Source organism: Streptosporangium sp. NPDC023825, assembly GCF_040639575.1.
Lineage (GTDB): Bacteria > Actinomycetota > Actinomycetes > Streptosporangiales > Streptosporangiaceae > Streptosporangium.
On record NZ_JBFAAE010000006.1, the window covers coordinates 209,332 to 233,692 of the forward strand.

General features: G+C 71.5%; 21 protein-coding genes. 4 read left to right on the forward strand and 17 right to left on the reverse strand.

Annotated features, from left to right (window positions below; all coding sequences use genetic code 11):
• Nucleotide 1 precedes the first annotated feature (1 nt).
• From AB0G15_RS08455 to AB0G15_RS08470, 4 genes are all read right to left on the reverse strand, one after another.
• Nucleotides 2–1,624 carry an acyl-CoA reductase gene (locus AB0G15_RS08455; RefSeq protein ID WP_362836657.1) on the reverse strand — a complete coding sequence of 541 codons (1,623 nt, stop codon included), beginning with the start codon at nt 1,622–1,624 and terminating at the stop codon, nt 2–4.
• Entirely contained in the window at nt 1,621–3,015 is a 1,395-nt protein-coding gene (locus tag AB0G15_RS08460; protein WP_362836659.1) for a hypothetical protein, read from the reverse strand. Before AB0G15_RS08460 ends, AB0G15_RS08455 begins: the two co-directional genes overlap by 4 nt.
• On the reverse strand, nt 3,012–8,591 hold the full coding sequence (locus tag AB0G15_RS08465; protein WP_362836661.1) for a type I polyketide synthase: 5,580 nt from the start codon (nt 8,589–8,591) through the stop codon (nt 3,012–3,014). The genes AB0G15_RS08460 and AB0G15_RS08465 overlap by 4 nt, the downstream gene beginning before the upstream one ends.
• Before the next feature lie 130 nt (nt 8,592–8,721).
• Nucleotides 8,722–9,318: a hypothetical protein gene (locus tag AB0G15_RS08470; RefSeq protein ID WP_362836663.1), complete on the reverse strand. Its 597-nt coding sequence runs from the start codon at nt 9,316–9,318 to the stop codon at nt 8,722–8,724.
• Here AB0G15_RS08470 and AB0G15_RS08475 point away from each other — a divergent pair.
• Both AB0G15_RS08475 and AB0G15_RS08480 read left to right on the forward strand, forming a co-directional pair.
• On the forward strand, nt 9,304–9,495 hold the full coding sequence (locus tag AB0G15_RS08475; protein ID WP_362836665.1) for a hypothetical protein: 192 nt from the start codon (nt 9,304–9,306) through the stop codon (nt 9,493–9,495). The two genes, AB0G15_RS08470 and AB0G15_RS08475, sit on opposite strands and share 15 nt — an antisense overlap.
• A gap of 236 nt (nt 9,496–9,731) precedes the next feature.
• Nucleotides 9,732–10,547: an MBL fold metallo-hydrolase gene (locus AB0G15_RS08480; protein ID WP_362836667.1), complete on the forward strand. Its 816-nt coding sequence runs from the start codon at nt 9,732–9,734 to the stop codon at nt 10,545–10,547.
• Between the two features lie 137 nt (nt 10,548–10,684).
• On the opposite strand, the gene AB0G15_RS08485 is transcribed toward AB0G15_RS08480, so the two are convergent.
• Together AB0G15_RS08485 and AB0G15_RS08490 are read right to left on the reverse strand one after the other, a co-directional pair.
• On the reverse strand, nt 10,685–11,962 hold the full coding sequence (locus AB0G15_RS08485) for a serine hydrolase domain-containing protein (RefSeq protein ID WP_362836669.1): 1,278 nt from the start codon (nt 11,960–11,962) through the stop codon (nt 10,685–10,687).
• 280 nt (nt 11,963–12,242) lie between these two features.
• Nucleotides 12,243–12,485 (reverse strand): DUF6343 family protein, encoded by a 243-nt coding sequence (locus AB0G15_RS08490; RefSeq protein ID WP_362836671.1) that lies wholly within the window; start codon nt 12,483–12,485, stop codon nt 12,243–12,245.
• A 331-nt stretch (nt 12,486–12,816) separates the two neighbouring features.
• On the opposite strand from AB0G15_RS08490, the gene AB0G15_RS08495 reads away from it, so the two are divergent.
• On the forward strand, nt 12,817–13,323 hold the full coding sequence (locus tag AB0G15_RS08495; RefSeq protein ID WP_362836673.1) for an SPW repeat protein: 507 nt from the start codon (nt 12,817–12,819) through the stop codon (nt 13,321–13,323).
• A 167-nt stretch (nt 13,324–13,490) separates the two neighbouring features.
• On the opposite strand, the gene AB0G15_RS08500 is transcribed toward AB0G15_RS08495, so the two are convergent.
• From AB0G15_RS08500 to gap, 5 genes are all read right to left on the reverse strand, one after another.
• A complete protein-coding gene (locus AB0G15_RS08500; protein ID WP_012892502.1) occupies nt 13,491–13,838 on the reverse strand; it encodes an RNA polymerase-binding protein RbpA in 348 nt (115 codons plus the stop codon).
• 77 nt (nt 13,839–13,915) lie between these two features.
• The gene (gene secG / locus AB0G15_RS08505; protein WP_030905020.1) at nt 13,916–14,146 is read right to left on the reverse strand and encodes a preprotein translocase subunit SecG; all 231 of its coding nucleotides are present in this window, start codon (nt 14,144–14,146) and stop codon (nt 13,916–13,918) included.
• A 133-nt stretch (nt 14,147–14,279) separates the two neighbouring features.
• On the reverse strand, nt 14,280–15,065 hold the full coding sequence (gene tpiA / locus AB0G15_RS08510; protein ID WP_362836676.1) for a triose-phosphate isomerase: 786 nt from the start codon (nt 15,063–15,065) through the stop codon (nt 14,280–14,282).
• A 75-nt stretch (nt 15,066–15,140) separates the two neighbouring features.
• Nucleotides 15,141–16,334, reverse strand: coding sequence for a phosphoglycerate kinase (locus AB0G15_RS08515; RefSeq protein ID WP_362836678.1), 1,194 nt, complete (start codon nt 16,332–16,334; stop codon nt 15,141–15,143).
• A complete protein-coding gene (gene gap / locus AB0G15_RS08520) occupies nt 16,334–17,338 on the reverse strand; it encodes a type I glyceraldehyde-3-phosphate dehydrogenase (RefSeq protein WP_362685673.1) in 1,005 nt (334 codons plus the stop codon). The genes AB0G15_RS08515 and gap overlap by 1 nt, the downstream gene beginning before the upstream one ends.
• Nucleotides 17,339–17,553: 215 nt before the next feature.
• On the opposite strand from gap, the gene AB0G15_RS08525 reads away from it, so the two are divergent.
• Nucleotides 17,554–18,066, forward strand: a complete 513-nt coding sequence (locus AB0G15_RS08525) for a hypothetical protein (RefSeq protein WP_362836680.1) — start codon at nt 17,554–17,556, stop codon at nt 18,064–18,066.
• A gap of 36 nt (nt 18,067–18,102) precedes the next feature.
• On the opposite strand, the gene whiA is transcribed toward AB0G15_RS08525, so the two are convergent.
• The 6 genes from whiA to AB0G15_RS08555 form a co-directional block, all read right to left on the reverse strand.
• Nucleotides 18,103–19,083 (reverse strand): DNA-binding protein WhiA, encoded by a 981-nt coding sequence (gene whiA, locus AB0G15_RS08530; protein ID WP_329079024.1) that lies wholly within the window; start codon nt 19,081–19,083, stop codon nt 18,103–18,105.
• Nucleotides 19,084–19,176: 93 nt separating this feature from the next.
• Nucleotides 19,177–20,094 carry a uridine diphosphate-N-acetylglucosamine-binding protein YvcK gene (yvcK, locus tag AB0G15_RS08535; protein ID WP_350967978.1) on the reverse strand — a complete coding sequence of 306 codons (918 nt, stop codon included), beginning with the start codon at nt 20,092–20,094 and terminating at the stop codon, nt 19,177–19,179.
• A 14-nt stretch (nt 20,095–20,108) separates the two neighbouring features.
• Nucleotides 20,109–20,981, reverse strand: a complete 873-nt coding sequence (gene rapZ, locus AB0G15_RS08540) for an RNase adapter RapZ (RefSeq protein WP_344920849.1) — start codon at nt 20,979–20,981, stop codon at nt 20,109–20,111.
• Nucleotides 20,978–22,936, reverse strand: coding sequence for an excinuclease ABC subunit UvrC (gene uvrC / locus AB0G15_RS08545; RefSeq protein ID WP_362836745.1), 1,959 nt, complete (start codon nt 22,934–22,936; stop codon nt 20,978–20,980). The genes rapZ and uvrC overlap by 4 nt, the downstream gene beginning before the upstream one ends.
• 242 nt (nt 22,937–23,178) lie before the next feature.
• Nucleotides 23,179–23,649 (reverse strand): Rieske (2Fe-2S) protein, encoded by a 471-nt coding sequence (locus AB0G15_RS08550; RefSeq protein ID WP_362836682.1) that lies wholly within the window; start codon nt 23,647–23,649, stop codon nt 23,179–23,181.
• Between the two features lie 246 nt (nt 23,650–23,895).
• Nucleotides 23,896–24,321, reverse strand: coding sequence for a Rieske (2Fe-2S) protein (locus AB0G15_RS08555; RefSeq protein ID WP_362836684.1), 426 nt, complete (start codon nt 24,319–24,321; stop codon nt 23,896–23,898).
• Between the last annotated feature and the right edge of the window lie 40 nt (nt 24,322–24,361).

Below are 24,361 nucleotides of genomic sequence, written 5' to 3' on the forward strand. Positions count from 1 at the left end.
CTCATCGCGCGTCCCACGGGGAAGCTCCGGGGTGCAGGTGGCCGAAGGGGTGGACGTCGGCGGGGTCGTAGGTCTCGTCCACGATCCACTTGACCATCCTGCGCAGCGGCTCGATGGCGTCCTGCGGCAGCTCGGCCCGCACCCGGGTGGCGTAGCCGAGGGACACCAGCCGCTGGGCGCCGTAGAGCGGCACGACGTCGCGCAGTTCCCGCTTGAGCGCCTCGGGATAGACGCCCACGGTCTGCGTGTAGGCGTTCATGCCGCGCACCGCGTCCCAGGCCGAGTCGACGGGCACCACGTTGACCACCCGGCCCGACAGCGAGGGGTGGAACTCCACCGGCTCGGGCAGCCGCGAGACGATGACCGCGCCCTCGTCGCGGCGCCCGCCGATCACGTCGTACCAGTCGGCGCTCGCCCGGATCGCGAGCAGGTCGGCGCGCAGCCCCGGGTCGAACCGCCTAGCCGCCGTGCTGACCTGCTCGGGGAGCCGGAGGATCTCCTCGTACAGCAACCTGCCCCAGCGGGCGGCCCGGTCGACGTCGGTGACGGCGTAGACGACGCGGGCGTTGAAGCAGCCGAGCTGGTTGAGCGCGCCGACGTCCACCGCCGCCAGCCGGGCGGTCTCGGCCATCCGCTCGTCGTCGGCGAACGCCTCGGGGCCGATGACGGTGGCGCTCAGCTTCGGGTCGAGGGAGATCAGCTCCAGGCCCGGCCTGACGTAGCCGGTGACGTGCCGGATGGAGGCCAGCCCGCCCCAGGCCACGATCTTCTCGACGTGGGCCGGCTGGTAGAGCCGCCGCTCGAACGCCTCGGAGCCGCCCTTCCAGTAGACGACCGCGAGATGGCGGGTGAGCGGGTGGCCGGGGGCCATCTCGGCCATGGTCCGCGCGATCGCGAGCGCGGTCAGCGGGTCGTTCGACGGCGACTTGACGATGGCGTCGCCGCGGGTGACGGCGTTGCGGATCACGGTGAGCGCGGCGATGATCGGGCTGTTGCCGGCGATGACGTGCACGGTCCGCGCACCGAGGGCGCGGACCGCCGCGCGGCCCCCGTCCGCGGTGGCCACCTCGTGCCACCCGTCCAGGTACCCGGCCCCGACGGTCCGCTCCACCACCGCCCGCACCGCGTCCGGGCGGAACAGGCCGGGAAGCTGCTCGTACGACGCGGCGAGCAGCGGCGGGGTCATGTCCGACCACGCGGCCGACCGTTCGAGGGCCTCCCTCAGCAGCGCGTTGCGCGACAGCGCGAGACGCGGCCCGAGCTCGGCGAGGAAGCCGACGACGTCGTCGACGCGCAGCGCGTTCAGGTCCCGCATGCGCGCCGGGTCGCCCAGCGGCAGCCGGTCGAGCAGGCCCATCGGATCGGGGGCGAGGAAGGACGCCCCCGGTCCCCGGCCGGTGAAGGGGACCAGGCCGGTGTCGACCGTCTCACCCCTGATGAAGGCCGGGATCGTCAGCTCGGCCCCCACGGCCTCCCGCCGTGCCCGCTCGTTCCCGGCCCGCGTCTCCCCTCGCGTCCTGTCGTCTTCGAGCCGGTCCTCCTGCCATGCCCCGTCGCCGCCGACCCGGGTCTCCCGCCGCGCCCCGTCGTTCCCGGCGAGGGTCTTCTCCCATCTCGCGCTCATGCCAGCGCCCCGTTGAGGAACTCCAGGGCCTCGGTGAGCGCCTCCGGGGTCGCGGCACACGTGATCTTGTCGTCGCCGCCGTTGCCGCCGAACCTGCCGATGGCGGTCGACAGGCCCGGCGTGGTGCGCCCGCACCGGCACGCCGACCAGTCGACCGTGACCTCGTCGCCGGAGACGAACCCGCCCCAGTGCACGTCGGCCATGAGGTCGAGGAAGGCCGCCCGGCCCGTCCGCACCCCGCTGCGCGGCAGAGGATCCCCGGTCTCCGGGTCGAGGACGTAGAGGATCACCCAGGGCTCGATGTGGTAGCGCTCCGCGTCGCAGAGCAGGTTGACCGCCATCACCTCGGTCATCGCATAGCAGAGTCGCACCCGCGGCACCCCGAAGAAGCGACCGACCGGCTCCGCCCAGTCGGCGGGCAGCGCCGTGCCCTTCGCTCCCCCGCCGGAGAAGACGAACGAGTCCGGCGCGAAGACGGCCTCGATACCCCGGACCAGCCCGGCGGTCGCCATGGCGTGGTGGACGCTCCACAGGCCGAGCGACGCCACGCGGCGCCCGCCGAGCGTGTCGGCCAGTTCCTCGACGAACCGCGCCATCCCCGCGCCGGTGGCCCGCTGCGCCTCCTCGAACTCCGCGCGGCGCGCCTTCAGCGCCGGCGGGATCTCCAGCCGGTCGACCTCGCCCCTGGCCGCCGCGGCGCGCAACCGGCCGGCGAGGAACATGACGTCGGCGCTGAGCGGGCCGGGGTGCAGGGCGTGGAACCGGTCGGGGGTGTCCGCCATCTGCTCCGCCATCGCGCCCGCGTGCCGGTCGATCCCGCCGCGCCCGGTACGGAATCCCGGCCAGACCACGTCCATGGGTTCCCGCCACGACACGCCGTCGGGGAGCGCGTCCAGGCGCACCGTGCGGTACAGGGCCGCGTACTCCTGGCGGGTGTGCGGGACGAACGACATCGTGCCGGACGTGCCGGAGGAGTGGGCCGGCCGCAGGTCGGTCCGGGCGTCGAGGAGGTCCAGCCACGCGTCGATCGAGTCGCAGCCGGAAAAGTCGACGCCGCCGAGGTCGACGGTGGTGAGCCTGCCGAGCCAGGTCGCCAGCTGGTCGAACCGGTTGTCCAGGAGCAGGGAGACGGGATACGACTTGTAGACCGTGTGCGGGAAGAGCAGGGGCGCCGCGTCGTCCAGCGTCCCGATCTCCCCGATGCGCTGCTCGTCGGCGATGGTGCGCAGCACCGGGATCCGGTCGCGGAGCTCGGCGTAGCGCATCCGCAGCGCGGCGAGCTGCAGAGCGGCCAGCCGGTCGGGGGCGAGCGTGTGCATCCGCCATCGCGAGGGCCCGAAGAAACCGACGGGATCCTCCGCGAACAGGCGTACCTCGGTGTCCGCCGTCATGGGTCGCTCCTTCGCTGCTCGGCCAGATAGTCGGTGATGTCGGAGACCGTGGGACGGTTCCACAGCAGGCTCATCGGCAGGCTGATCCGCAGCCGCTCGGAGAGCGTCCGGCGCAGCATGACCGCCAGCAGCGAGTCGACGCCGATCTCCGCGAGCGGGCGCGCCACGTCCACCGCCTCGGGGTCGGTGCGCAGGGCGGCCGCGACCGCCCGCCGTACCTCGCCCCGCAGCAGGTCGGTGAGGGGGGCGCCGGACAGGTCCCGCCAGCCGGGGCCCTCGTCCGCGCCGGGGGCCGGGGGCGGGCCGGGGTCGCCGGCCAGGTCGCGCAGCAGCGGCGGCCGGAGGATGCCGGGGGTGACGGGCAGGACCCGCAGCACCGCCAGGTCGGCGTTGCCGGCCGGCCCGCCCGCGACCAGCGACTCCCACGCCAGGAGCGCCTCCGCCGGGGTGATGTCCGCCGTGCCCCGGGCGCGCAGCTCCGCGTCGACGACCGCCGAGGAGACCGACATGCCCAGGCCTCGCCAGCTCGTCCAGGCGAGGGAGAGGACCGCCTCGTCTCCCCCGGCCCGCCGGTGCCTGGCCAGGCCGGACAGGAAGGCGTTCGCCGCCGCGTACGAGGCCTGCCCCGGGAGGCCCAGAAGCTGCCCGGCGGAGGAGAAGAGCACCAGGAAGTCCAGCGTCCCCGGCGGGAACACCTCGTGGAGCGCGAGCGCCCCGGCCACCTTGGGCCGCATCACCGCCCGCAGCGCCTCCTCGTCGTACGCGCGCAGCAGCCGGTTGTCGACCACGCCCGCCGCGTGCACCACCCCGCGGACCGGCGGCAGGCCGAGCGCGCCGGGATCGGCCAGCCGGGCGAGGGCGGCGGTGTCCGCCACGTCCGCGGCGACCGTCCGCACGGTGACGCCCCTCGCCTCCAGGGACCTGACCGCGTCGATCGCGCGCCGCGTCACCGGCTCGCGGACGGCGTCCCACCGGTTCCTGGGAGGCAGGGCGGTACGGCCCAGCAGGAGCAGCCTGCGGGCCCCCCGGCCGGCCAGCCATCCCGCGACGTGCAGGCCGAGGGCGCCCAGGCCCCCGGTGACCAGGTAGGTGGCCCCGGCCCGGCAGAACGGACCCGGCCGCGCGGGCCGCCGCCCCGTGACACGCTCTCGCGCCTCGGGGCGGTAGGGCACCAGGCGGGCACCGCTCGCGGCACCGTCCTCGACGGCGACGACGTCCTCCCGGCACCGGCTCCCCAGCAGCCGGACCAGGGCCGAGAGGTCGTCGTCGCCCGGTTTCCCCGGCAGGTCGACGAGACCGCCCCACACCTCGGAGTACTCCGTGGCGGCCACCCGCGCCAGTCCCCACAGCGCCGTCTGCGCCAGCCCCGCCGCGCTCTGCGGCTCCCTGGCCGAGGAGGTGACGCACCACAGCCGGGCCCGGCCCGCCTCGCCCAGCAGCCGCGCGGTCTCCGCCAGGCGCGCGGCCAGCCGGGTCGCGGTCGCCACGATGTCCTGACCGGTCTCCATCGAGTCCGTCACGGACGGCGCGGGCGGCAGCAGGACGACCGCGTCGTCCTCCGTCAGGCCGGGAAGCAGCTCGCGGAGCCCGTCGAGCCCGTCGAGCCCGTGGGGTCCGGCGCGTCCGACGGGCCCATCGGAGCCGTCACTCCCGTCGTACCCGTCACGCCCGGGGACCGTGTCGAACCGGATGCCCCGCCGCGCGAGAAGCCCGCCGAGAGCGTGCGCGAGGTCGTCCTCGTCGCCCGGCGCCGTGCTCGTGCCTGTTCCGACCAGTACCACCCGGTGCGGCGTCACGCCGGACGCGCCGTCCGGTGACAGGGTCAGCGGTTTCCAGACCACCTCGTGCAGGAGGTCGCCCGTCCCCGCTCCGGCCGCCGGGTCCGGCTCGGGCTCGGGGGTGGTGTAGCGCACCCCGCGCAGGACGGCCACCGTCCGTCCGCCGAGGGTGGCGACGCGGATGTCGACGGTGTCCGGTCCGGTGGTGGTCACGCCGACCAGGACCCTCTCCTCCGCGGGCGGGTCCGTGGCCAGGGTCGCCTCGGCGATCCGCGCCGGCATGCGCAGCTCGGCGCGGCCCGCCGCCGCGACTGCCGCGACGCCTCCGGCCGAGAACGCGGCGTCCAGGATCGACGCCCAGGTCGGCCGGGGCAGGGTGCCCTCCGGGTCCGCCGCCACCAGGGCCGTCAGCGTGCGCGGGCCGCGGCGCAGTTCCTCGATCCGCCAGGGGAAGCCCATCGCCGCCACACCGACCCCGGCGAGCGTGTCCATCACCCAGCCTGCATCGACGACCTCGTCGTCCGGCCTCTCGTCCGGCTCGCCACCCGGCGCGCCCGCCGGTCCGTTCTCCGGCCCGTCACCCCGCCGGGCCACCTCCACGTCGCCGGCCGCCTCGATCCCGTCGCCGAGCAGGGCGGCGCAGTGGGTGAGCCATCCTTCGCCGGGATCCCGGTGGCCGTGGTCCGCGCCGGGTCCCGGAGGGTGTTCCCGGCGGCCGGCGGTGAGGCGGGAGGAGAGCCTGAGCGTCCCGTCCTGGTGAACCACCTGGAGCTCGCGCGACACGGCCGTGGTGATGGGAACCCGCATCTCCACCTCGCGCAGGGTGCCCGCCCCGCCCCGCCCGCCCCCCTCGGCCTCGCGGATCGCCGTGGCCGCCTCGAGAAAGGTGTTCAGCAGCACGGCGGCGGGCACGATCTCCGTACCGCGCACGGGATGGGCGCCGGGGAACGGCCGGGTGGGGCGGTCCAGCGCCGTCCGCCACACATCGGCCCGGGAGGTGGCGAACACCGCCGTCCGCGCCCCCAGCAGGGTGTGACTCTCCGGGACGTGAGGCCTCCCGGCCGTCTCGGGAAGCTCGTGCCCGGCCCAGTGGCGCACGTGCAGCCAGGCGTTCGCCGGCAGGTCGACGAGCTCGCCCGCCCCCTGGAGCGCGCTCCAGTCCACCGGTACGCCATGGCAGTGCAGCAGGGCGACATTGCCCGCCATGGCGCGGAGCCCGTCCTCGCCACGACGGAGGCTGTGCGCCACGACGGCGTCCTGGATCCCCGCCGACCCGAGCGTCTCCACGATCGAGTGGCACACCACCGGGTGCGCGGAGACCTCCAGGAACGTCCGGTGGCCGTCCTCGGCCGCGGCGAGGACGGCGCCCGCGAAGAGCACCGGGTCGCGCAGGTTGGTCTCCCAGTAGGAGGCGTCCCGCGCGGCCGGGTCGCGGGGGTCGGGCAACGCGGTCGTGTAGAGCGGGACGGCCGGCCCGGCCGGGCGGAGGCCGGCGATCGCCGCGCGCAGGCCAGCGCGGAGCGGGTCCATCTGCGGGCTGTGGAAGGCGACGTCGGAATCGACCCGCCGGACCTCGACGCCGTCGCGCGCCCAGCACGCGGCCAGCCGTTCCAGCGCCTGCGGCGTACCGGCCACCACCGTGGAGTACGGCGAGGCGGCGACGGCCGCCGACACCGTGCCGACGCCCGCCACCTGGCGGGCCACCTCCTCGTACGGCAGCGAGACCATGGCCATCGCCCCGCGTCCGGTGACCCGGGACAGCAGCCGCGAACGGCGGCAGACCAGCCGGGCCCCGTCCGCCACGTCGAGCACCCCGGCGGTCACGGCGGCGGCGATCTCCCCCACCGAGTGGCCGACCACGGCCGAGGGCCGGACACCGGCGGAACGCCAGAGCGCGGCGAGCCCCACCTGGACGGCGTACAGCAGCGACTGGACGCGCCCGGTGCCGCCCAGCTCGCCCGCCCGGAGCGCCGACACCGGGGAGAAGCCCATCTCCACCCGGTAGATCGGGTCCAGCCGTTCGATCACCTCCGCGAAGGCGGGCTCCGCGGCCAGCAGGTCCCGGCCCATGCCCGCCCACTGGGCACCGTGGCCGGAGAACACCCACACCGGGTCGCGTCTCCCCTGCGGCGGCACCCGGGCGGAGACGACGCCCCGGGGCGCGCCGGGGGTGTCGCGGGCCAGGGAGCGCAACCGGTCGACGAGCTCCGTCCGGTCCGCGGCCACCACGGCCGAGCGGGCCGGCAGGTGGGACCGGTGGCGGGCCAGCGTCCCGCCCACGGACGCCAGGTCGGCCCGCTCGTGGGCGTCGAGCCAGTCGGCGAGCCGTCCGGCGGCCAGGCGCACGGCGGCCGGGTTCGCGCTCGACAGCGGGTACACCCGCACCGGCCCGCGTCGCGGGACCGGGTCGGGGGCCGGGCCGGGGACCGGCTCGGGGGCCGGGCCGCGGGTCTCCGGGAACACGGCGAGAGCCGCGGGGACGGCGTCCTGGGCGGTGCCTTGGACGTCCTGTTGGAGAACGATGTGCGCGATCGTGCCGCCGTACCCGTATCCGGCGACTCCCGCGCGCCGGGGGCGGCCGGTGGAGGGCCACGGAGTCGTCGTGGTGACCAGCCGGAGGCCGTTGTCGCCCCATGGAATGGCCGGGTTCGGCCCGGACAGCATCGGGGTGGCCGGGATGACACCGTGCCCGATCGCGAGCACCGCCTTGATGAACCCCGCGACCCCGGCGGCGGCCTCGAGATGCCCGATGTTGGACTTCACCGAGCCGACCAGGCAGGGGCCCGCGCTCGCGCGGGCGGCGCCGAGCACCGAGGCCAGCGCGCCCGCCTCGACGGGATCGCCGACCGGCGTGCCCGTTCCGTGGGCCTCGACGTAGTCGACCGTGTCCGGGCCGGTGCCCGCGCTCCGGTAGGCGCGGCGCAGGAGATGCTCCTGGGCCTCGCGGCTGGGAGCCATGATGCCCTCGGTCCGGCCGTCCTGGTGCACGGCGCCACCGATGATCACGGCGAGGACCCGGTCCCCGTCGCGCCGGGCGTCGCCGAGCCGCTTGAGGACCACGACCCCGGCTCCCTCGCCCCGCCCGTACCCGTCGGCCCGCGCGTCGAACGCCTTCGAGCGCCCGTCGGGGGAGATCGCTCCCGCGGCGTCCAGGACCACGCTGTATCCGGGACCGGCCAGCACCACGACCCCGCCGGCGAGCGCGAGCGGGATCTCGCCGAGCCGGAGGCTCTGGCACGCCTGGTGGATCGCCACCAGGGATGACGAGCAGGCCGTGTCCAGCGCCACGCTCGGGCCGCGGAGATCGAGCGCGTGGGACACGCGGTTCGCGACGCCGCAGTGCGAGGCGCCGACCCCCGTCCACGCCTCGATCCGCGGCAGGTCCTCCAGCAACCGGCGCCCGTAGTCGTCGGCGGAGACGCCGGCGAAGACGCCCGTGTCGGATCCGGCGAGGTCAGCGGGCGGGATGCCGGCGTGCTCCAGCGCCTCCCAGGCGACTTCGAGAAGGATGCGCTGCTGGGGGTCCATCAACCGCGCCTCACGCGGCGAGATGCCGAAGAATTCACTGTCGAATCCCGATATGTCGGTCAGGAAGCATCCGCGAGCCGTGGTCCGGCGGAGGACCGCCGCGTCCTCGGGGCCGCGGTCCGCGTAGCGCGCCCACCGGCCGGCGGGAACCTCGCCGACCGCGTCTCCCCCGTCGAGCAGGAATCTCCAGAAAGCCGCCGGGGAGTCGATCCCCGCGGCGAACCGGCATCCGAGGCCGATCACCGCTATCGGTTCGCGGGCGGTGGGCACACGAGCCTCCCTTCCGGGGGTTCCGACGGAGACAAAAGGCTCCTGGCGCGGCCGGAGAATCACGCCAGGAGCCTTTTCGACGTCAACGGTTCGTCAAAACCGGACGGACCGCCGAAGGGCCGTCAACAGGTCAGAGCTTCACCCGGTTGCCGTCCCAGATGTCCTTCTCCCAGATATCGCCGAAAAGCCAGTTTCCCGGGGCGTCGGGGTCGAGGCTCGTATAGAACTCCTTCCATGCGATGACGAGTTCGTCGACCGAGAGGTTTCCGTTTCCGTTCACGTCGAGCCTCGCGAAGGAGATGCGGCTGTTCTCCTCGGATGTGCCGAACGCCTTGTGGAACCTGGCGAACTCCTCCGCTCCGACCGTGCCGTTGTCGTTCTTGTCGCAGAGGTTCCACAGGGCCTGCGCGGCCGGCCGGAACGCCGTCTCGAAGCCGTCGGGATCGTCGATCCAGGCCTGCCGCATGCCCTCCCTGAACTCCTCCGGGGTGATCTTGCCGTCGTGGTCGGCGTCGAGCTTGCCGGTGAGATGCTGCCAGAACTGGCCGAAGCTGCGGAGCAGCTCAAGGGCCTTGGGCGAGTCGAAGGGCTCCTCGAGGTAGGCGATGACGCGCGCGCCGAGCGCGATGCAGTCGGCCATCTCCAGGATGCCGTCGTCGTTCTGGTCGCCGTGTCCGAAGCACACGTCGTACTTGCGCTCGATGAGGTCGCGTTGCAGGAGTTCCACCACCGTGACACCACTTTCTCGCCGATGGCCGTGAAGAATGACGGCCGACTTGAATTCGACGACGGCTTGTCGCCGCCGGTATTGCCAGCGATGAATAATGAGCGCAGGGGGCCGGCCACGGTTCATGCCATTTCCGTGAGCATGGAGTTTCCCCTGATCAGCGGCACCTACGGTTGATTATTATTGCGTCAAACGGGCTCCGTCAAGACGGCTGATGCATTTCTTTTGCGAGCCGTAAAGACCGCGTATCACCCGATATATCACTACAAAGAATAGGAAATTAAATGGACGTTCATCGCAGCCCGCGGGCGCGCCGACCGGCCCCGCCGCCCGTACTGCCCTCACCGCCCCCGGCGGGCGCGACAGGCGCGGCGATCTTAGGGTGGGAACGAACCGCGATCCGAGGAGCCCTCGTGAACGACCTGCCCATCTGCGTCACCTGCGGGGTCCAGTACGCCGCTCCCCGGGAGAACTGCCCGATCTGCGAGGACGAGCGGCAGTACGTCGGCTGGGAGGGGCAGCGCTGGACCTCCCTGAACGAGCTGCGCGCGACCGGGCACCGCTCACTGGTCGCCGAGGAGGGCGCAGGGGTGGTCGGGGTCGGCACCGACCCCGCCACGGCCATCGGGCAGCGGGCGCTGCTGGTCCGCACGCCCGGCGGCAACGTGCTGTGGGACATGGTCACCCACCTCGACGACGAGCTGGTCGGGCAGGTCACCGAGCTCGGCGGGGTCGACGCCATCGCGATCAGCCACCCGCACTTCTACGGCTCGATGGTGGAGTGGGCGCACGCCTTCGACGCGCCGATCCACATCCACGCGGCCGACCGCGACTGGGTGGGCCGCCCCGACGACTCCGTCGTGTTCTGGGAGGGCGACACCCACGAGATCGGCGAGGGGCTGACGCTGATCAACGCGGGCGTCCACTTCGACGGCGGCCAGGTCATGCACTGGCGCGACGGCGAGGAGGGCCGGGGAGCCCTGTTCTCCGGCGACATCCTCCAGGTGGTCCAGGACCGCCGCTGGGTGAGCTTCATGTACAGCTACCCCAACCTCATCCCCGAGCGCCCCGGCACGGTCCGCCGCGCCCTGTCGCTGCTGGAGCCGTACTCCTTCGAACGCGTCTACGGCGGCTGGTGGAAGCGGATCGTGCGCACCGACGGCGCCGAGGCCGTCCGCCGCTCCGCCGGCCGCTACCTCTCCCATGTCCTGGACGACCGATCGGGATGAGACGGGCTTCTCACCGACGAGACACCGGAACGCGACCCCGGGCGAGGCGCCGGAGCAGAGCCCGCGGGGTGAGGGACCGGAAAAGGGATTCCGCTCCCTCACCACGGGGAGCTCCGGGAGAACCTCGAAGCCCGGGCTCAGAAGTACTTCGAGGTGAGGTCGGCCGTCGGCCAGGAGGTCACCGCGCGCGCCGTCTGGCTGAGGAGCGGGTCGATCACGTCGAAGTCGGGCGTTCCCTCTTCCTCGCGGCGGTTGAACGTGGCGCAGTAGGAGATCCCGCCGCTCAGCCGGGCCAGGTAGGTGAACGTGCCGGGCATCGAGCCCGAGTGCCAGGTGTTGATGCCGCTGCCCGAGGTCCGGACCCACCAGCCGCCGCCGTACCAGGACCCGCCGGAGTTGACGCCGGTCTCCGGCTTCGCGAACAGCTTCGCGATCGAGGTGGCGTTCAGGACCGGACCGGCGGCGTCGAAGATCATCGCGAACTTCACCATGTCGACCGCCGAGGCGGTCCAGCCGCCGTTGGCGTCCTGGTTGGGCATGTTGAAACCGCCGTAGGGGTACGGCACCACGGTGCCGGAGTCGTCCACGACGGATTTGTTGGTGTACTTCGAGACGTAGTTCACCTCGCCCGTGGGCGACTCCGCCCGCAGGCTGCTGCCGAGCCGCATCCTGGTGACCCCGGCGGGCGCGAGGAGTTTCTGCTTGACGTACGACTCGTAGCTCGTGCCGGAGATCTTCTCGATGATCCGCCCGAGCAGCGCGTAGCCGTAGTTGCAGTAGACCATCTTGGAACCGGGATCGAAGTCGAGGGGGCGGGCCGTGGAGTAGCGGATGATCTCGGCGTGGCCGATCGGCAGCGGCACGTCGAGCGCGGCGGAGATCGTGTGGTCCAGCCAGAGCCGGTCCTTGGAGACCGCGGTGTCCCAGCCGCCCAGGTGCTGCATGAGCCTCAGCACGGTCACCTCGGCCAGCCTGGGGTCGGCCGCCGCCGAGAGCCCGAGCAGCGTGGTGACCGGGGCCGAGAGGCTGAGCCTGCCGTCCTGGACCAGCCGCATGATCGCGGCGCAGGTGATGTGCTTGCTCAGGCTGGCCACGCGGAACAGCGAGGTCGGCTGCACGCGCGCGAGGAGCGGCACGTTCTGGGCGTTGCGCACCGAGTACGTCCCGTACCCGCGCGCCAGCAGGATCTTGCCCTTCCGCGCGACCGCGAGCTGCGCGCAGCCGATCTCGCGCTCGGTGATGTACTTCTTCATCACGTCGTCGAAGCTCTTCAGCGCCGCGGGGACGACCCCGCTGACGAGCGGCCCCCTCGCCGCCGCCCGCGCGGGCCCCGCGCCCAGGGCGAGCGCGGGAACGGCTCCGACGCCCGCCTGGAGAAGCCGCCGTCGCGTGACCCCGTTCTTACTTGCCGTCACTGGTGACCCCCACGTCACATAAGTGTCATGAAGGCCCATATATTACGGATCTTCCTCCCACCCCGTACGGGTGATCAGGACGATTCTCCGGACCGCGACCACCGCGTCCGCCCCGGGGGAGGCGTGATCAGCCGCGCGGACCCATCAGGCGTCCGTACCCGGCCGTGGCCGACGACCGGGGCCGGCGACCGGGGCCGGTTCCGCCGCGCGGACCGGCGAGACGGGCCGCCGGCCACGAACACACGCCTGCCCGCGCGGCCTCCCGCTCGAAAGCGGTCTCCTACTCGAAAAGGGTGTGCCGTTCACCGCGCCGGCGTCTGCGGGCGATCCGGATCCCGACCACCACGATGTCCACCACGGCGACGACCGCCAGCACGGCCAGGGCCACGGCGAGCGCGGTGATCCCGGCCCACGCCGACAGCAGGGCCAGAGCCGTGCACACCACCAGGCCGAAGACCGCCAGGAAGAGCCGCAGATTCAGCGCGCTCTTCGGGTGGTCGTGCGTTCCCGTCTTCTCGTCCATAAGGTCACCTCCGGGCAACCTCGCTCCCCTCGGCTCCCATGTTCGCGCGAGGGGTGTGACCCGTCTCGTACCCAGGACGTCCCGCGCCACCCGCGGCGCCGTCGTGGCGACCGCGCCGGTTCACAGCAGATCTTCCTCCGTCACGAAGAGTCATGAAGAGTCACAGCATGGCGGACCGCCGGAGCCGACCGCCGGATTCCATGTCCCGACGATGTCATTAGACAATCTTGTCCCATTTTGGGCTGTTTGGAGCTTATGTCGGGTATATCAGCATAAATTCGTTTTGGCGGGACATCGAAAACTACGGGAGACCGGCAAGGGGGAATGGGGCATGACGAGACCCACAAGTCTGGAACACCACCCCGATCTCATCGAGATGCGGGAAAGGTACGAACGAGCGGGCTCCAGTTCGATAGCCCAGGTCATCGAGGGCCTGAGCCTCCTGGCGGGCCTGTATCTGGCGATCTCACCCTGGGTGGTCGGCTTCAACGGCCTGTCCAGGCTCACCGTGAGCAACCTCGTCACCGGTATCGCGGTCGCCGCCCTGGCCCTCGCCTTCGCGTCCGCCTACGGCCGGACGTACGGGATCAGCTGGGTCGCGCCGGTCATCGGGATCTGGACCATCCTGGCTCCCTGGATCACCGGCTCGGCGACGAGAGGGAGCATCTGGAACAACGTCATCACCGGCATCGTCATCCTGCTGCTCGGCCTGGGGGCCGCGGCGATGGCCTCCAAGAAGATGACCAACATGTCACAGAGAAGAGGCATGTCTCACATGGGCGATACATCCAACAGGTCGGACATGCCACACAGGCCCGACATGCCCAACAGGCCCTAGTCAAGGCGCGGCGCGCGGCGGAGGCCGCCCCGGGAGCGCCCGGCCCCGCCCCTCGGGCTCCCGGCGAACCACGGCCACGGCACGCGAAAGACCCCCGTGAGGATCTCCCACGGGGGCCTTTCAGGCGTGCGTCTCGGTGCCGCCGGACCGTACGGGCGAGGACCCGGCTAGTAGATCGGGCGCGAGGAGGAGCGCAGCCGCTCCAGGGCCTCGGCCAGGATCTGCGCGCCGTCCTTGTCGCTGCGGCGTTCCTTCACGTACGCGAGGTGCGTCTTGTAAGGCTCGTTGCGCGGCGGCGCGGGAGGGTTGGCCTCGTCCTGACCGGCGGGGAGGCCACACCGGGGGCAGTCCCAGAACTCGGGAACGGCCGCGTCGCTGGCGAAACTGGGGCGCGTCTCATGCATGTTCGCGCACCAGAAAGGCACCCGAACACGGGGGGCCGCCTCGCCGCGCTCCGCCTCCCCCATCGGGCCGGCCCCGACGCGGCTGCCACGGATCGCGTTGCCACTACCCACGGATGAACTCCTTGCTCGATGGCCCCGACGCTTGGGGATGCGGGGACTGAACCACTGTCACGCCTGTCGAAACCGGGTCAGGGCCGCAGAAGCAGGCCCAGCGCGATGATGCAGACGAACCAGACGACACCGGTGATGACGGTGAGCCTGTCAAGGTTGCGCTCCACCACGGAGGAGCCTCCGAACGACGACGAGAAACCGCCACCGAACAGATCCGAGAGACCACCGCCCTTGCCCTTGTGGAGCAGGACGAGCAGCATCATCAGCAAGCTCGACAGGATGAGGGCGATGGAGATTCCGATTGTCACCGTTGACCTGTTCCCTATGTGCGCGTGACCCGCGTCCGGGCACGACCCGTGATGTACGCCGAAGGCGCGACGATTCAAACTTGCTCTAAGAGGGTATGACGTGCTGTCAAGTCGTACCCACCGAATGGCTCAGTCAGCTCGACAATTCGCCAAAACGGCAAATCTTGACGAACTCCCCGGGGTCGAGGCTCGCGCCACCGATCAGGGCACCGTCGACGTCAGGCTGGGCCATGATGCCGGCGATGTTGTCAGACTTGACCGACCCACCGTAAAGGATACGGACACCGGCGGCCACTTCGGCGTCGTACAGCTCGGCGAGTCGCGCCCGGAGTGCCCCGCAGACCTCCTGCGCGTCGTCCGGGGTGGCCACCTCGCCGGTGCCGATCGCCCACACCGGCTCGTAGGCGAGCACGACGGAGGCGGCCTGCTCGGCGCTGACCTTGCGGAGCCCGCCGTCGAGCTGGGCGACGCTGTGGGCCACCTGGCCACCGGCCCGGCGGACCTCCAGGCCCTCCCCCACGCACAGGATGGGGGTGAGCGAGTGCCGGTAGGCCGCCTGCACCTTGGCGTTGACGACGTCGTCGTCCTCGCCGTGGTACTGGCGGCGCTCGGAGTGCCCGGCGAGCACGAAGGTGCAGCCGATCTTGGCGAGCATGGTCCCGGAGATCTCGCCGGTGTAGGCGCCTCCGTCGTGCTCGGACAGGTCCTGCGCGCCGTAGACGATCCGCAGCTTGTCGCCGTCCACCAGGGTCTGCACGCTGCGCAGGTCGGTGAACGGCGGCAGCACGGCCACCTCGACCCGGTCGAAGTCCTTGTCGTTCAGCCCGAAGGCGAGCTTCTGGGTGTGCGCGATGGCCTCGAGGTGGTTGAGGTTCATCTTCCAGTTGCCTGCCATGAGCGGCTTGCGAGGTGTGCTCATCGTTCGCTCACCACTCCCTGTTGACTACGCGGACGGCGTCGGTCGTCGACCGGCCACTCCGCTCACCGCGTGGGTTCACTTCTGCCGCTCCAGCGCCACGAGTCCGGGGAGGGTCTTGCCCTCCAGGTATTCGAGGCTGGCCCCGCCACCGGTGGAGATGTGCGAGAACCCGTCCTCGGCCAGGCCGAGCCTGCGCACGGCGGCGGCCGAGTCCCCACCGCCGACGACGGTGAAGGCCTCAGAGGCGATCAACGCCTCGGCGACCGCGCGAGTTCCGCCGGAGAAGGCCTCGAACTCGAAGACGCCCATCGGGCCGTTCCAGAACACCGTCCTGGCGTCGGCCAGCTTGCCCGCGAACAGCTCGCGGGTGCGCGGGCCGATGTCGAGTCCCTCGCGGTCGGCCGGGATCGCGGTGGCGTCGACCACCTCGTACTCGGCGTCCTCGGCGAACTCGACGGCCGCCAGGATGTCGACCGGGAGGACGATCTCCACGTCGCGCTTGCCCGCCTCGTCGAGGAAGCCGCGCACCTTGTCGAGCTGGTCCTCCTGGAGCAGCGACCTGCCGACCTCGTAGCCCTGGGCCTTCAGGAAGGTGTAGGCCATGCCGCCGCCGATGAGGAGCCGGTCGACCTTGGTGAGCAGGTTGCCGATGACGCCGAGCTTGTCGGAGACCTTGGCACCGCCGAGCACCACGGCGTACGGCCGCTCGGTGTCGTCGGTCAGCTTCCTGAGCACCTCGACCTCGGCCAGGACCAGCCGGCCCGCGGCGTGCGGCAGCAGGCCGGGCACGTCGTAGACGCTGGCGTGCTTGCGGTGCACCGCGCCGAAGCCGTCGCCCACGTAGACGTCGGCGAAGGCGGCGAGCTTCGCGGCGAAGGCGGCCCGCTCCGCGTCGTCCTTGGACTCCTCGCCCGGCTCGAAGCGCAGGTTCTCCAGGAGGGCCACCTGGCCGTCCTGCAGGGCCTCCACGACCTCCTGGGCGGAGGTGCCGACCACATCGGTCGCGAAGGCGACGTCGGCGCCCAGGAGCTCGCCCAGCCGCTTGGCGACGGGGGCCAGGGAGTATTCCGGGTTCGGCTTGCCCTTGGGGCGTCCCAGGTGCGCGACGACGACCACGCGGGCACCCCGGCCCGCGAGCTCCTTGATCGTCGGCACCGAGGCGCGGATGCGGCCGTCGTCGGTGATGACGTCCCCCTCCAGGGGGACGTTGAGGTCGGCGCGCACCAGGACGCGCCGACCGTCCACGTCGAACTCGGAGATGTCCTTCATCAGAGGTCGGCGCCGACCAGCTCGATGAGGTCGACGAGACGGTTGGAGTAACCCCACTCGTTGTCGTACCAGCCGACGACCTTGACCTGGTTGCCGATCACCTTGGTGAGGGGCGCGTCGAAGATGCAGGACGACGGGTCGGTGACGATGTCGGAGGAGACGATCGGGTCCTCGCTGTAGGTGAGGTAGCCCTTGAGCTCGCCCTCGGCCGCGGCCTTGAGCGCGGCGTTGACCTCCTCGACGGTGGTCTCGCGGCCGACCTCGACGGTGAGGTCGGTGGCCGAGCCCGTGGGGATCGGCACGCGCAGCGCGAAGCCGTCGAGCTTGCCCTTGAGCTCGGGCAGCACCAGGCCGATGGCCTTGGCGGCGCCGGTCGAGGTCGGCACGATGTTGATCGCGGCGGCGCGGGCACGGCGCAGGTCGCTGTGCGGGGCGTCCTGCAGGTTCTGGTCCTGCGTGTAGGCGTGGATCGTGGTCATCAGACCCTTCTCGATACCGAAGGTGTCGTTGAGGACCTTGGCCATCGGCGCCAGGCAGTTGGTGGTGCAGGAGGCGTTGGAGATGACCGTGTGGCTGGCCGGGTCGTACTTGTCGTGGTTGACGCCCATCACCACGGTGACGTCCTCGTTCTTGGCCGGAGCCGAGATGATGACCTTCTTGGCGCCGTTCTCGGCGTGCACGCGGGCCTTGTTGGCGTCGGTGAAGAAGCCGGTCGACTCGACGACGACGTCCACGCCCAGGTCGCCCCAGGGCAGCTTGGCGGGGTCGCGCTCGGCGAACGCCTTGATCGTCTTGCCGTCCACGATGATCTCGTCGGCGGTGCTCTTCACCTCGTACGGCAGGCGGCCGAGGATGCTGTCGTACTTCAGCAGGTGGGCGAGCGTGGCATTGTCGGTCAGGTCGTTGACCGCGACGATCTCGATGTCCTTGCCGCTGGCAGCGACCGCGCGCCAGAAGTTGCGGCCGATGCGGCCAAATCCGTTGACGCCTACGCGGATGGTCACGGTGCCGATCTCCTCGTACGTCGGTGCGCCGGTCTCTCGGACCGGCGACTTGGGGCGGGCTGAAACCTCAACCACGAACCTTATCGGACCCAAATTGGCCTAGACCACTTGAGGGGGTGCTCCGTTATTCGTTAACCCACGAACAGGTATCGCACCATTCAAGTAAAGTGCCCGACTCGTCACCGTAAATACCTCCAACCCCAAGAGGAACTGCCATGACAGACAACGATCCGCACCTGGCGAATGGGCTCCTACCAGGCATTATCGCCGGTCTCCTGGCCACCGTCGCCGGTGCCGCGGCCTACGGCGCGCTCATCGCCTTCAGCGGGTACGAGATCGGATTCGCCGCGATCGGCGTCGGTCTCCTCGTCGGTCTCGCCATGATCGCGGTCAGGCCGACCAGCCCGGTACTGCCGCCGCTGGCCGCCTTCCTCTCCCTCGCCGGCGCCGCGCTCGGCCAGATCGCCGGGGCCGTCATCGTCTGGGTGCGGCTGTCCGGCGAGGACTACGGCCCCGCTGTCGTCCGGGTCCTCGACGCCTTCCCCGAGGCGCTCGGGAGCGACCCCGTGGCGCTGCTGTTCTGGGTGGTCGCCGCCTACGCGGGCTTCAGCTTCGTGAACAGGCGCGTCAAGGCCGCCCGCGAGGCCCACGACGCCCGCGCCTCGTCCGTCCCGCAGCCGGACGAGGCCGACCGGGTGAACTACTTCGAGCCCAAGAAGCAGCCCTGAGCGGCGGGCCTTTCCTCGGCCCGATCCGGAAGGGGACTACGGGGCCAGCATGTCGACGGTGAGATTGGCCTCGGTGTTGGGGATGCCGATGTCCTGGGCGCGCTTGTCGGCCATGGCCAGCAGGCGGCGGATCCGGCCGGCGATGGCGTCCTTGGTCAGGGGCGGGTCCGCGAGCTGACCGAGCTCCTCCAGGGAGGCCTGCTTGTGCTCCACCCGCAGGCGGCCGGCGATCACCAGGTGCTCGGGGGCCTCCTCCCCGAGGATCTCCAGGGCCCGCTGCACTCTGGCCCCCGCGGCGACCGCGGCGCGGGCCGAACGGCGCAGGTTGGCGTCGTCGAAGTTGGCCAGCCGGTTGGCCGTCGCACGGACCTCGCGGCGCATCCGCCGCTCCTCCCAGGCCAGCACGCTGTCGTGGGCGCCCAGCCTGGTCAGCAGCGCGCCGATGGCGTCGCCGTCACGGACCACCACCCGGTCGACGCCGCGCACCTCGCGGGCCTTGGCGTGGATCTTCAACCGCCGCGCGGACCCGACCAGCGCGAGCGCCGCCTCCGGCCCGGGACAGGTGACCTCCAGCGACATCGAGCGTCCCGGCTCGGTGAGCGAGCCGTGCGCCAGGAACGCCCCCCGCCAGGCCGCCTCGGCGTCGCAGGTCGCCCCTGCGACGACCTGGCGGGGCAGGCCGCGGACCGGGCGCCCGTGGTTGTCGATCAGACCGGTCTGGCGGGCGAGCGCCTCCCCGTCGCGGTAGACCCGCACGAGGTAACGCGAGCCCTTGCGCAGTCCGGCGGGGGCCAGGACGAGCACCTCCGCCTTGTGCCCGAAAACCTCACCGATGTCCTTGATCAGCCGCCGGGCGGTGACGTTGGTGTCAAGCTCGGCCTCGATCACGATCCGGCCGCTCACCAGATGCAACCCGCTCGCGAACCGCAGCAGCGTCGACACCTCGGCCTTACGGCAGCAAGGCTTCAGGACCGGCAGCCTGCTCAGCTCGTCCTTGACCACACCTGTCATCGCCATGCGCGTTCGTCCTCCCCCATACAGACCCCATGCGGCCCGAGATAAATCAGGCTCACAGAAGTTTCTCGCACTCCTGAGCACCGCTGACCAGGATCAACGCTTCTCACGGAAAATCTCGTCCAGGACGGAGGCAAGACGTTGTGCATCGTGTCGCGGGGAGCCGTCCTCGTCCGCCACGGAGGCGAGGACCAGCCTGCCGCCGAGGTCGGCCGCGGCCTTCTCCAGCTCGTCGCGGTCCTCGATCACCCCGGTGTCGGCGACGACGACGTCGATCTCCAGGGAGGGCGCGTGCTGGCGCAGCACCTCCAGGTGCTTCTGGGGGGAGAAGCCGTCGGTCTCCCCCGGCTGCGGGGCGAGGTTCAGCGCGACCAGGCGGCGCGCGCGGGTGGTGTGCAGCGCCTCGGCCAGCTCGGGCACCTTCAGGTGGGGCAGCACGCTGGTGAACCAGGATCCGGGGCCGAACACCACCCAGTCGGCGTCGAGGACCGCCTGGACGGCCTCGGGGCACGCCGGCGGATCCTCGGGAAGCAGCGAGATGGCCCGGACCCTGCCGGGGGTGAGGGCACAGGCCACCTGGCCGCGTACCGTGCTCACCTCGCCGTCCAGCTCGACCTCGGCGGCGATGTCGAGCGGCACCGAGGACATCGGCAGCACCCGCCCGTGCGCGCCGAGCAGCCGCCCGAGCCAGTCGAGCCCGGAGACCGTGTCGCCGAGCCGCTCCCACAGCGCCACGATCAGCAGGTTGCCGATCGCGTGGCCGTGCAGGTCGCCCTCGCTGCGGAAGCGGTGCTGAACGACCTCGCTCCAGGTGCGCCCCCACTCGTCGTCACCGCACAGGGCCGCCAGGGCCATCCTCAGGTCTCCCGGGGGGAGCACGCCGAGCTCACGGCGAAGACGGCCGCTCGACCCCCCGTCGTCGGCGACGGTGACCACCGCCGTCAGCCGGGAGGTGACCCTCCGCAACGCCGACAGCGAGGCGTACAGCCCGTGTCCCCCACCCAGTGCGACGATCTTGAGACCTTCGTTCACTCCCGGCCCACATCCCGATGGCTCACCTGCACCTCCATGCCACCCCTATCGCGCAGCCGGCCGCCGATCTGCTCGGCCATGGCGACACTGCGATGCTTGCCGCCGGTGCAGCCGACGGCGAGCGTGGCGTAGCTCTTGCCCTCGCGGGTGTAGCCGGAGGCGATGATGGCGAACACCTCCTCGTAGGCGTCGAGGAGTTCCTTCGCACCCGCTTGGTTGAGAACGTACTCCCGTACGGGAGCGTCCAGTCCGTTCATGGGGCGAAGTTCGGGAACCCAGTGGGGATTGGGCAGGAACCGGCAGTCGACGACCAGGTCCGCGTCGACGGGCAGGCCGTACTTGTAGCCGAAGGAGACGACGTTGACCCGCAGGCCGGGGCGGTCCTCGCCGCCGAAGAAGGCGACGATCTTCCCGCGGAGCTCGTGGACGTTGAGGTTGGAGGTGTCGATCACCAGATCGGCGTTGGCCCGGACCTCGCGCAGGATGCCGCGCTCGCGGGCGATCCCGTCGACCAGGCGGCCGTCGCCCTGCAGCGGGTGCGGGCGGCGGACGTTCTCGAACCTGCGGACCAGTTCCTCGTCGCTGGCCTCCAGGAACACCACGCGTACGGCGACGCCGCGCCCCTCCAGCTCCTCGATCGCGCTGTTGAGGTCACTGGTGAAGGCCAGGCTGCGCACGTCGACCACCGCGGCCACCTTGTCGGCGGCCAGCTTGACCCGCCCCGCCTCCTCGGCCATGGCGAACAGCAGTCCGGGCGGCAGGTTGTCGATGACGAACCACCCCAGGTCCTCCAGGGCCTTGGCGGCGGTGCTCCGCCCCGCCCCCGACATTCCGGTGACGAGGACGAACGCGGGCTCTCTTTCGCTCATGGGTTCTGCCCCTTCAAGACCGACACGATCGTCTCGGCCGTTGAGGGGCCGATCCCGGGAACCTCGCAGATCTGCGCCGCGGTCGCCTCCCGCAGCCGCTTCACCGATCCGAAATGCTTGATCAACGCCTGCCTGCGGGCCGGCCCGAGACCGGGGACCTCGTCCAGAGCGCTTTCCTTGACGCTCTTCGACCGTTTGGATCGATGGTAGGCGATGGCGAAGCGATGGGCCTCGTCGCGTACCCGCTGGAGAAGGTAAAGGGCCTCGCTGGAGCGGGCGAGGATCACCGGCAGGTCCTCGCCGGGCAGCCAGACCTCCTCCAGCCGCTTGGCCAGGCCGCACACCGCCACGTCGTCCACGCCCAGCTCGTCGAGCGCCCTGCGGGCCGCCGCGGCCTGCGCGGGACCGCCGTCGACGACGACCAGGTTGGGCGGGTAGGCGAACTTGCGCGGCTTGCCGGTCTCCGGGTCGATGCCCGGTGTCCGCAACCCCTCCCCCGGCTCTTCGGCGGCCTCCTCCGCGGGATCGGCCCCGGCCGCCGCGTCGAGCTCCCCGGTGGCGGAGCGCTCCTCCAGATAGCGCTTGAACCGGCGGGAGATCACCTCGTGGATGGAGGCGACGTCACCCTCGGTGGAACGCACGGAGAACCTGCGGTACTCGCTCTTGCGGGCCAGGCCGTCCTCGAATACCACCATGGAGGCCACCACGTTGGTGCCCTGGATGTGGGAGACGTCGTAGCACTCGATGCGCAGCGGCACCTGGTCGAGGTCGAGTGCGTCGGCGACCTCCTGCAGCGCCCTGCTGCGCGCGGTCAGGTCGCTGGCCCGCTTCAGCTTGTGCTGCTTCAGGGACTCGACGGCGTTGCGCTCGACGGTCTCCATCAGCGACCTCTTGTCGCCGCGCTGGGGGACCCTGATCTCCACCCGTGCCCCGCGGTGCTCGCCGAGCAGCTCGGTGACCGCCTCGGCGTCGGGGGGCAGGACGGGCACCAGCACCTCCCTGGGCAGCGCCTCGGCGGCCGCGTCGCCGTACATCTGCAGCAGGAACTGCTCGACCAGCTCGCCCGGCGCGACCTCCTCGACCTTGTCGACCACCCAGCCGCGCTGTCCCCTGATCCGCCCGCTGCGAACGTAGAACACCTGGACGGCGGCCTCCAGCGGATCCTCCGCCAGGGCGACCACGTCGCAGTCGGTGTTGTCGCCGAGGACCACGGCCTGCTTCTCCATCGCCCGCTGCAGCGCCTGGACGTCGTCACGCAGCCTGGCGGCCCGCTCGTACTCCTGCGCGACGGCGGCCTCGCGCATCTCGCGCTCCAGCCGCTTGATGAACCGGCCGGTGTTGCCGGCCATGAACTCGCAGAAGTCGTCGGCCAGGTCCCGGTGCTCCTCGGCGGTGACCCTGCCGACGCAGGGGGCCGAGCACTTGTCGATGTAGCCCAGCAGGCAGGGGCGGCCGATCTGCGCGGCCCGCTTGAACACCCCGCCCGAGCAGCTCCTGATCGGGAAGACCCGCAGCAGCAGGTCGACGGTCTCCCTGATCGCCCAGGCGTGGGAGTAGGGGCCGAAGTAGCGGGTGCCCCTGCGCTTGGCGCCGCGCAGCACCTGGACCCGGGGGAACTCCTCCCCCATGGTGACCGCGAGGTAGGGGTAGGACTTGTCGTCGCGGTACTTGACGTTGAACCGGGGGTCGTACTCCTTGATCCAGGAGTATTCGAGCTGGAGCGCCTCGACCTCGGTGCCGACGACCGTCCAGTCGACGTCCACGGCCGTCGTGAGCATGGTCTGGGTGCGCGGGTGCAGGCCCGCGAAGTCGGCGAAGTAGGAGTTGAGCCGCTGGCGCAGGCTCTTGGCCTTGCCGACGTAGATGACCCGGCCCTCGGCGTCCTTGAACCGGTAGACGCCCGGGGACTCGGGGATGGACCCCGGCTTCGGCCGGAAACTCACCGGACCACCCACAGATCTCGCCACACGGAAAGACTATCGGCCCGGACCGACAGGTTTCCTTACAGCTTTCCTCGCCGGTCCTCCCGCCCGGGCCCTCGTCGCGGTTTCTCCCGCCCGGCCGGCCGGACGGGCCACACCCTCATGCGGCGCCCGTCGCCGCGCGAGGTGACCCGGGCCGGGCCGTACGGGGGCCGCCGCGTGGCACCCGGCCCCCCGCCGGAACGTTCCTCCCGGCGGCGGGCCCGCGGCCGGATTCAGGCGAGGACGATGGAGTCGCCGTCCACCTTGATCGCCTTCTCCTCCAGAGGCTTGTCGGCCGGGCCGTTCGCCACGGAACCGTCAGTGATCTTGAACTTGCTGCCGTGGCACGGGCAGTCGATGGTGCCGTCCGCGATCTTGTCGACGTCACACCCCTGGTGGGTGCAGACGGAGCTGAACGCCTTGAACTCCCCCGCGGTCGGCTGGGTGATCACGATCTTCTCGTCCTTGAAGACCTTGCCGCCCCCCTCGGGGATGTCCGCGGTCTTGGCCAAAGCGTTCGCCCCGGAGCTCCCCTCGGCACCCGCGCCCGTCTCGGCCGCCTCGGGCGCCTGCGAGGCGGCGGTCGCGGACGTGTCCGCGCCGTCCGCCGCGGGCTCTCCGTATCCCGCGCACGCGGTCAGCACCGCGGCCATCCCGGCCCCTCCGGCGCTCAATATCACGGTACGACGTGTCGTCTCAGTCATGAATATCCTCCAGAATCATCATCTTCAGGTACGGCTGGAACCCCGATGACGGTTCAGCATGCCGTACGTCATGTCAGAAGACTGTGAAGAATTACCGCCTCGGCCATCTTTCCGGGCCATCCGGAGGATCGCCTGGAAACCGTCGGGGCGGGCTTCGCCCCCGGCGAACCGGCTCCGGCGCTCCCGAGCCCGCGCCTCCCCTGAGAGGCGCCCGCGCCTCCCCGGAAAGGAGGACGGCGCGAACCGTCAGACCATGACGATCCCGTCGCCCTCGACCCTCAGCGCGTACTGGACCAGCGGCGCCTCCGCCGGGCCCTTGAGACACTTGCCGGAGTCGGCGGCGAACTCGCTGCCGTGGCAGGGGCAGCGGATCACGCCGTCCCCGACCCTGCCGACCGCGCACCCCCGGTGCGGGCAGCTCGCCGTGAACGCCCTGAACACCCCCGAGGACGGCTGGGTGATCACGATTTTCCACTTGGTGATCACCTTGCCACCGCCCACCGGGATGTCGGCGGTCCGCGCGATGACCTTCCCCTTGATCCCCGGCGGCACGATGGCGGCGGCGGACTCCCCGCCGCCGCACCCGGCCAGCGCCGCCCCGCACGCCACGGCTCCCGCGGCGGCGATCACCTGCCTGCGCGCGGGCATGGCGGAGGCCTCCTGCGTGCTCATCTCGGCCCTTCTCGCAACGTCGTCCCCGGATCGGAACCGG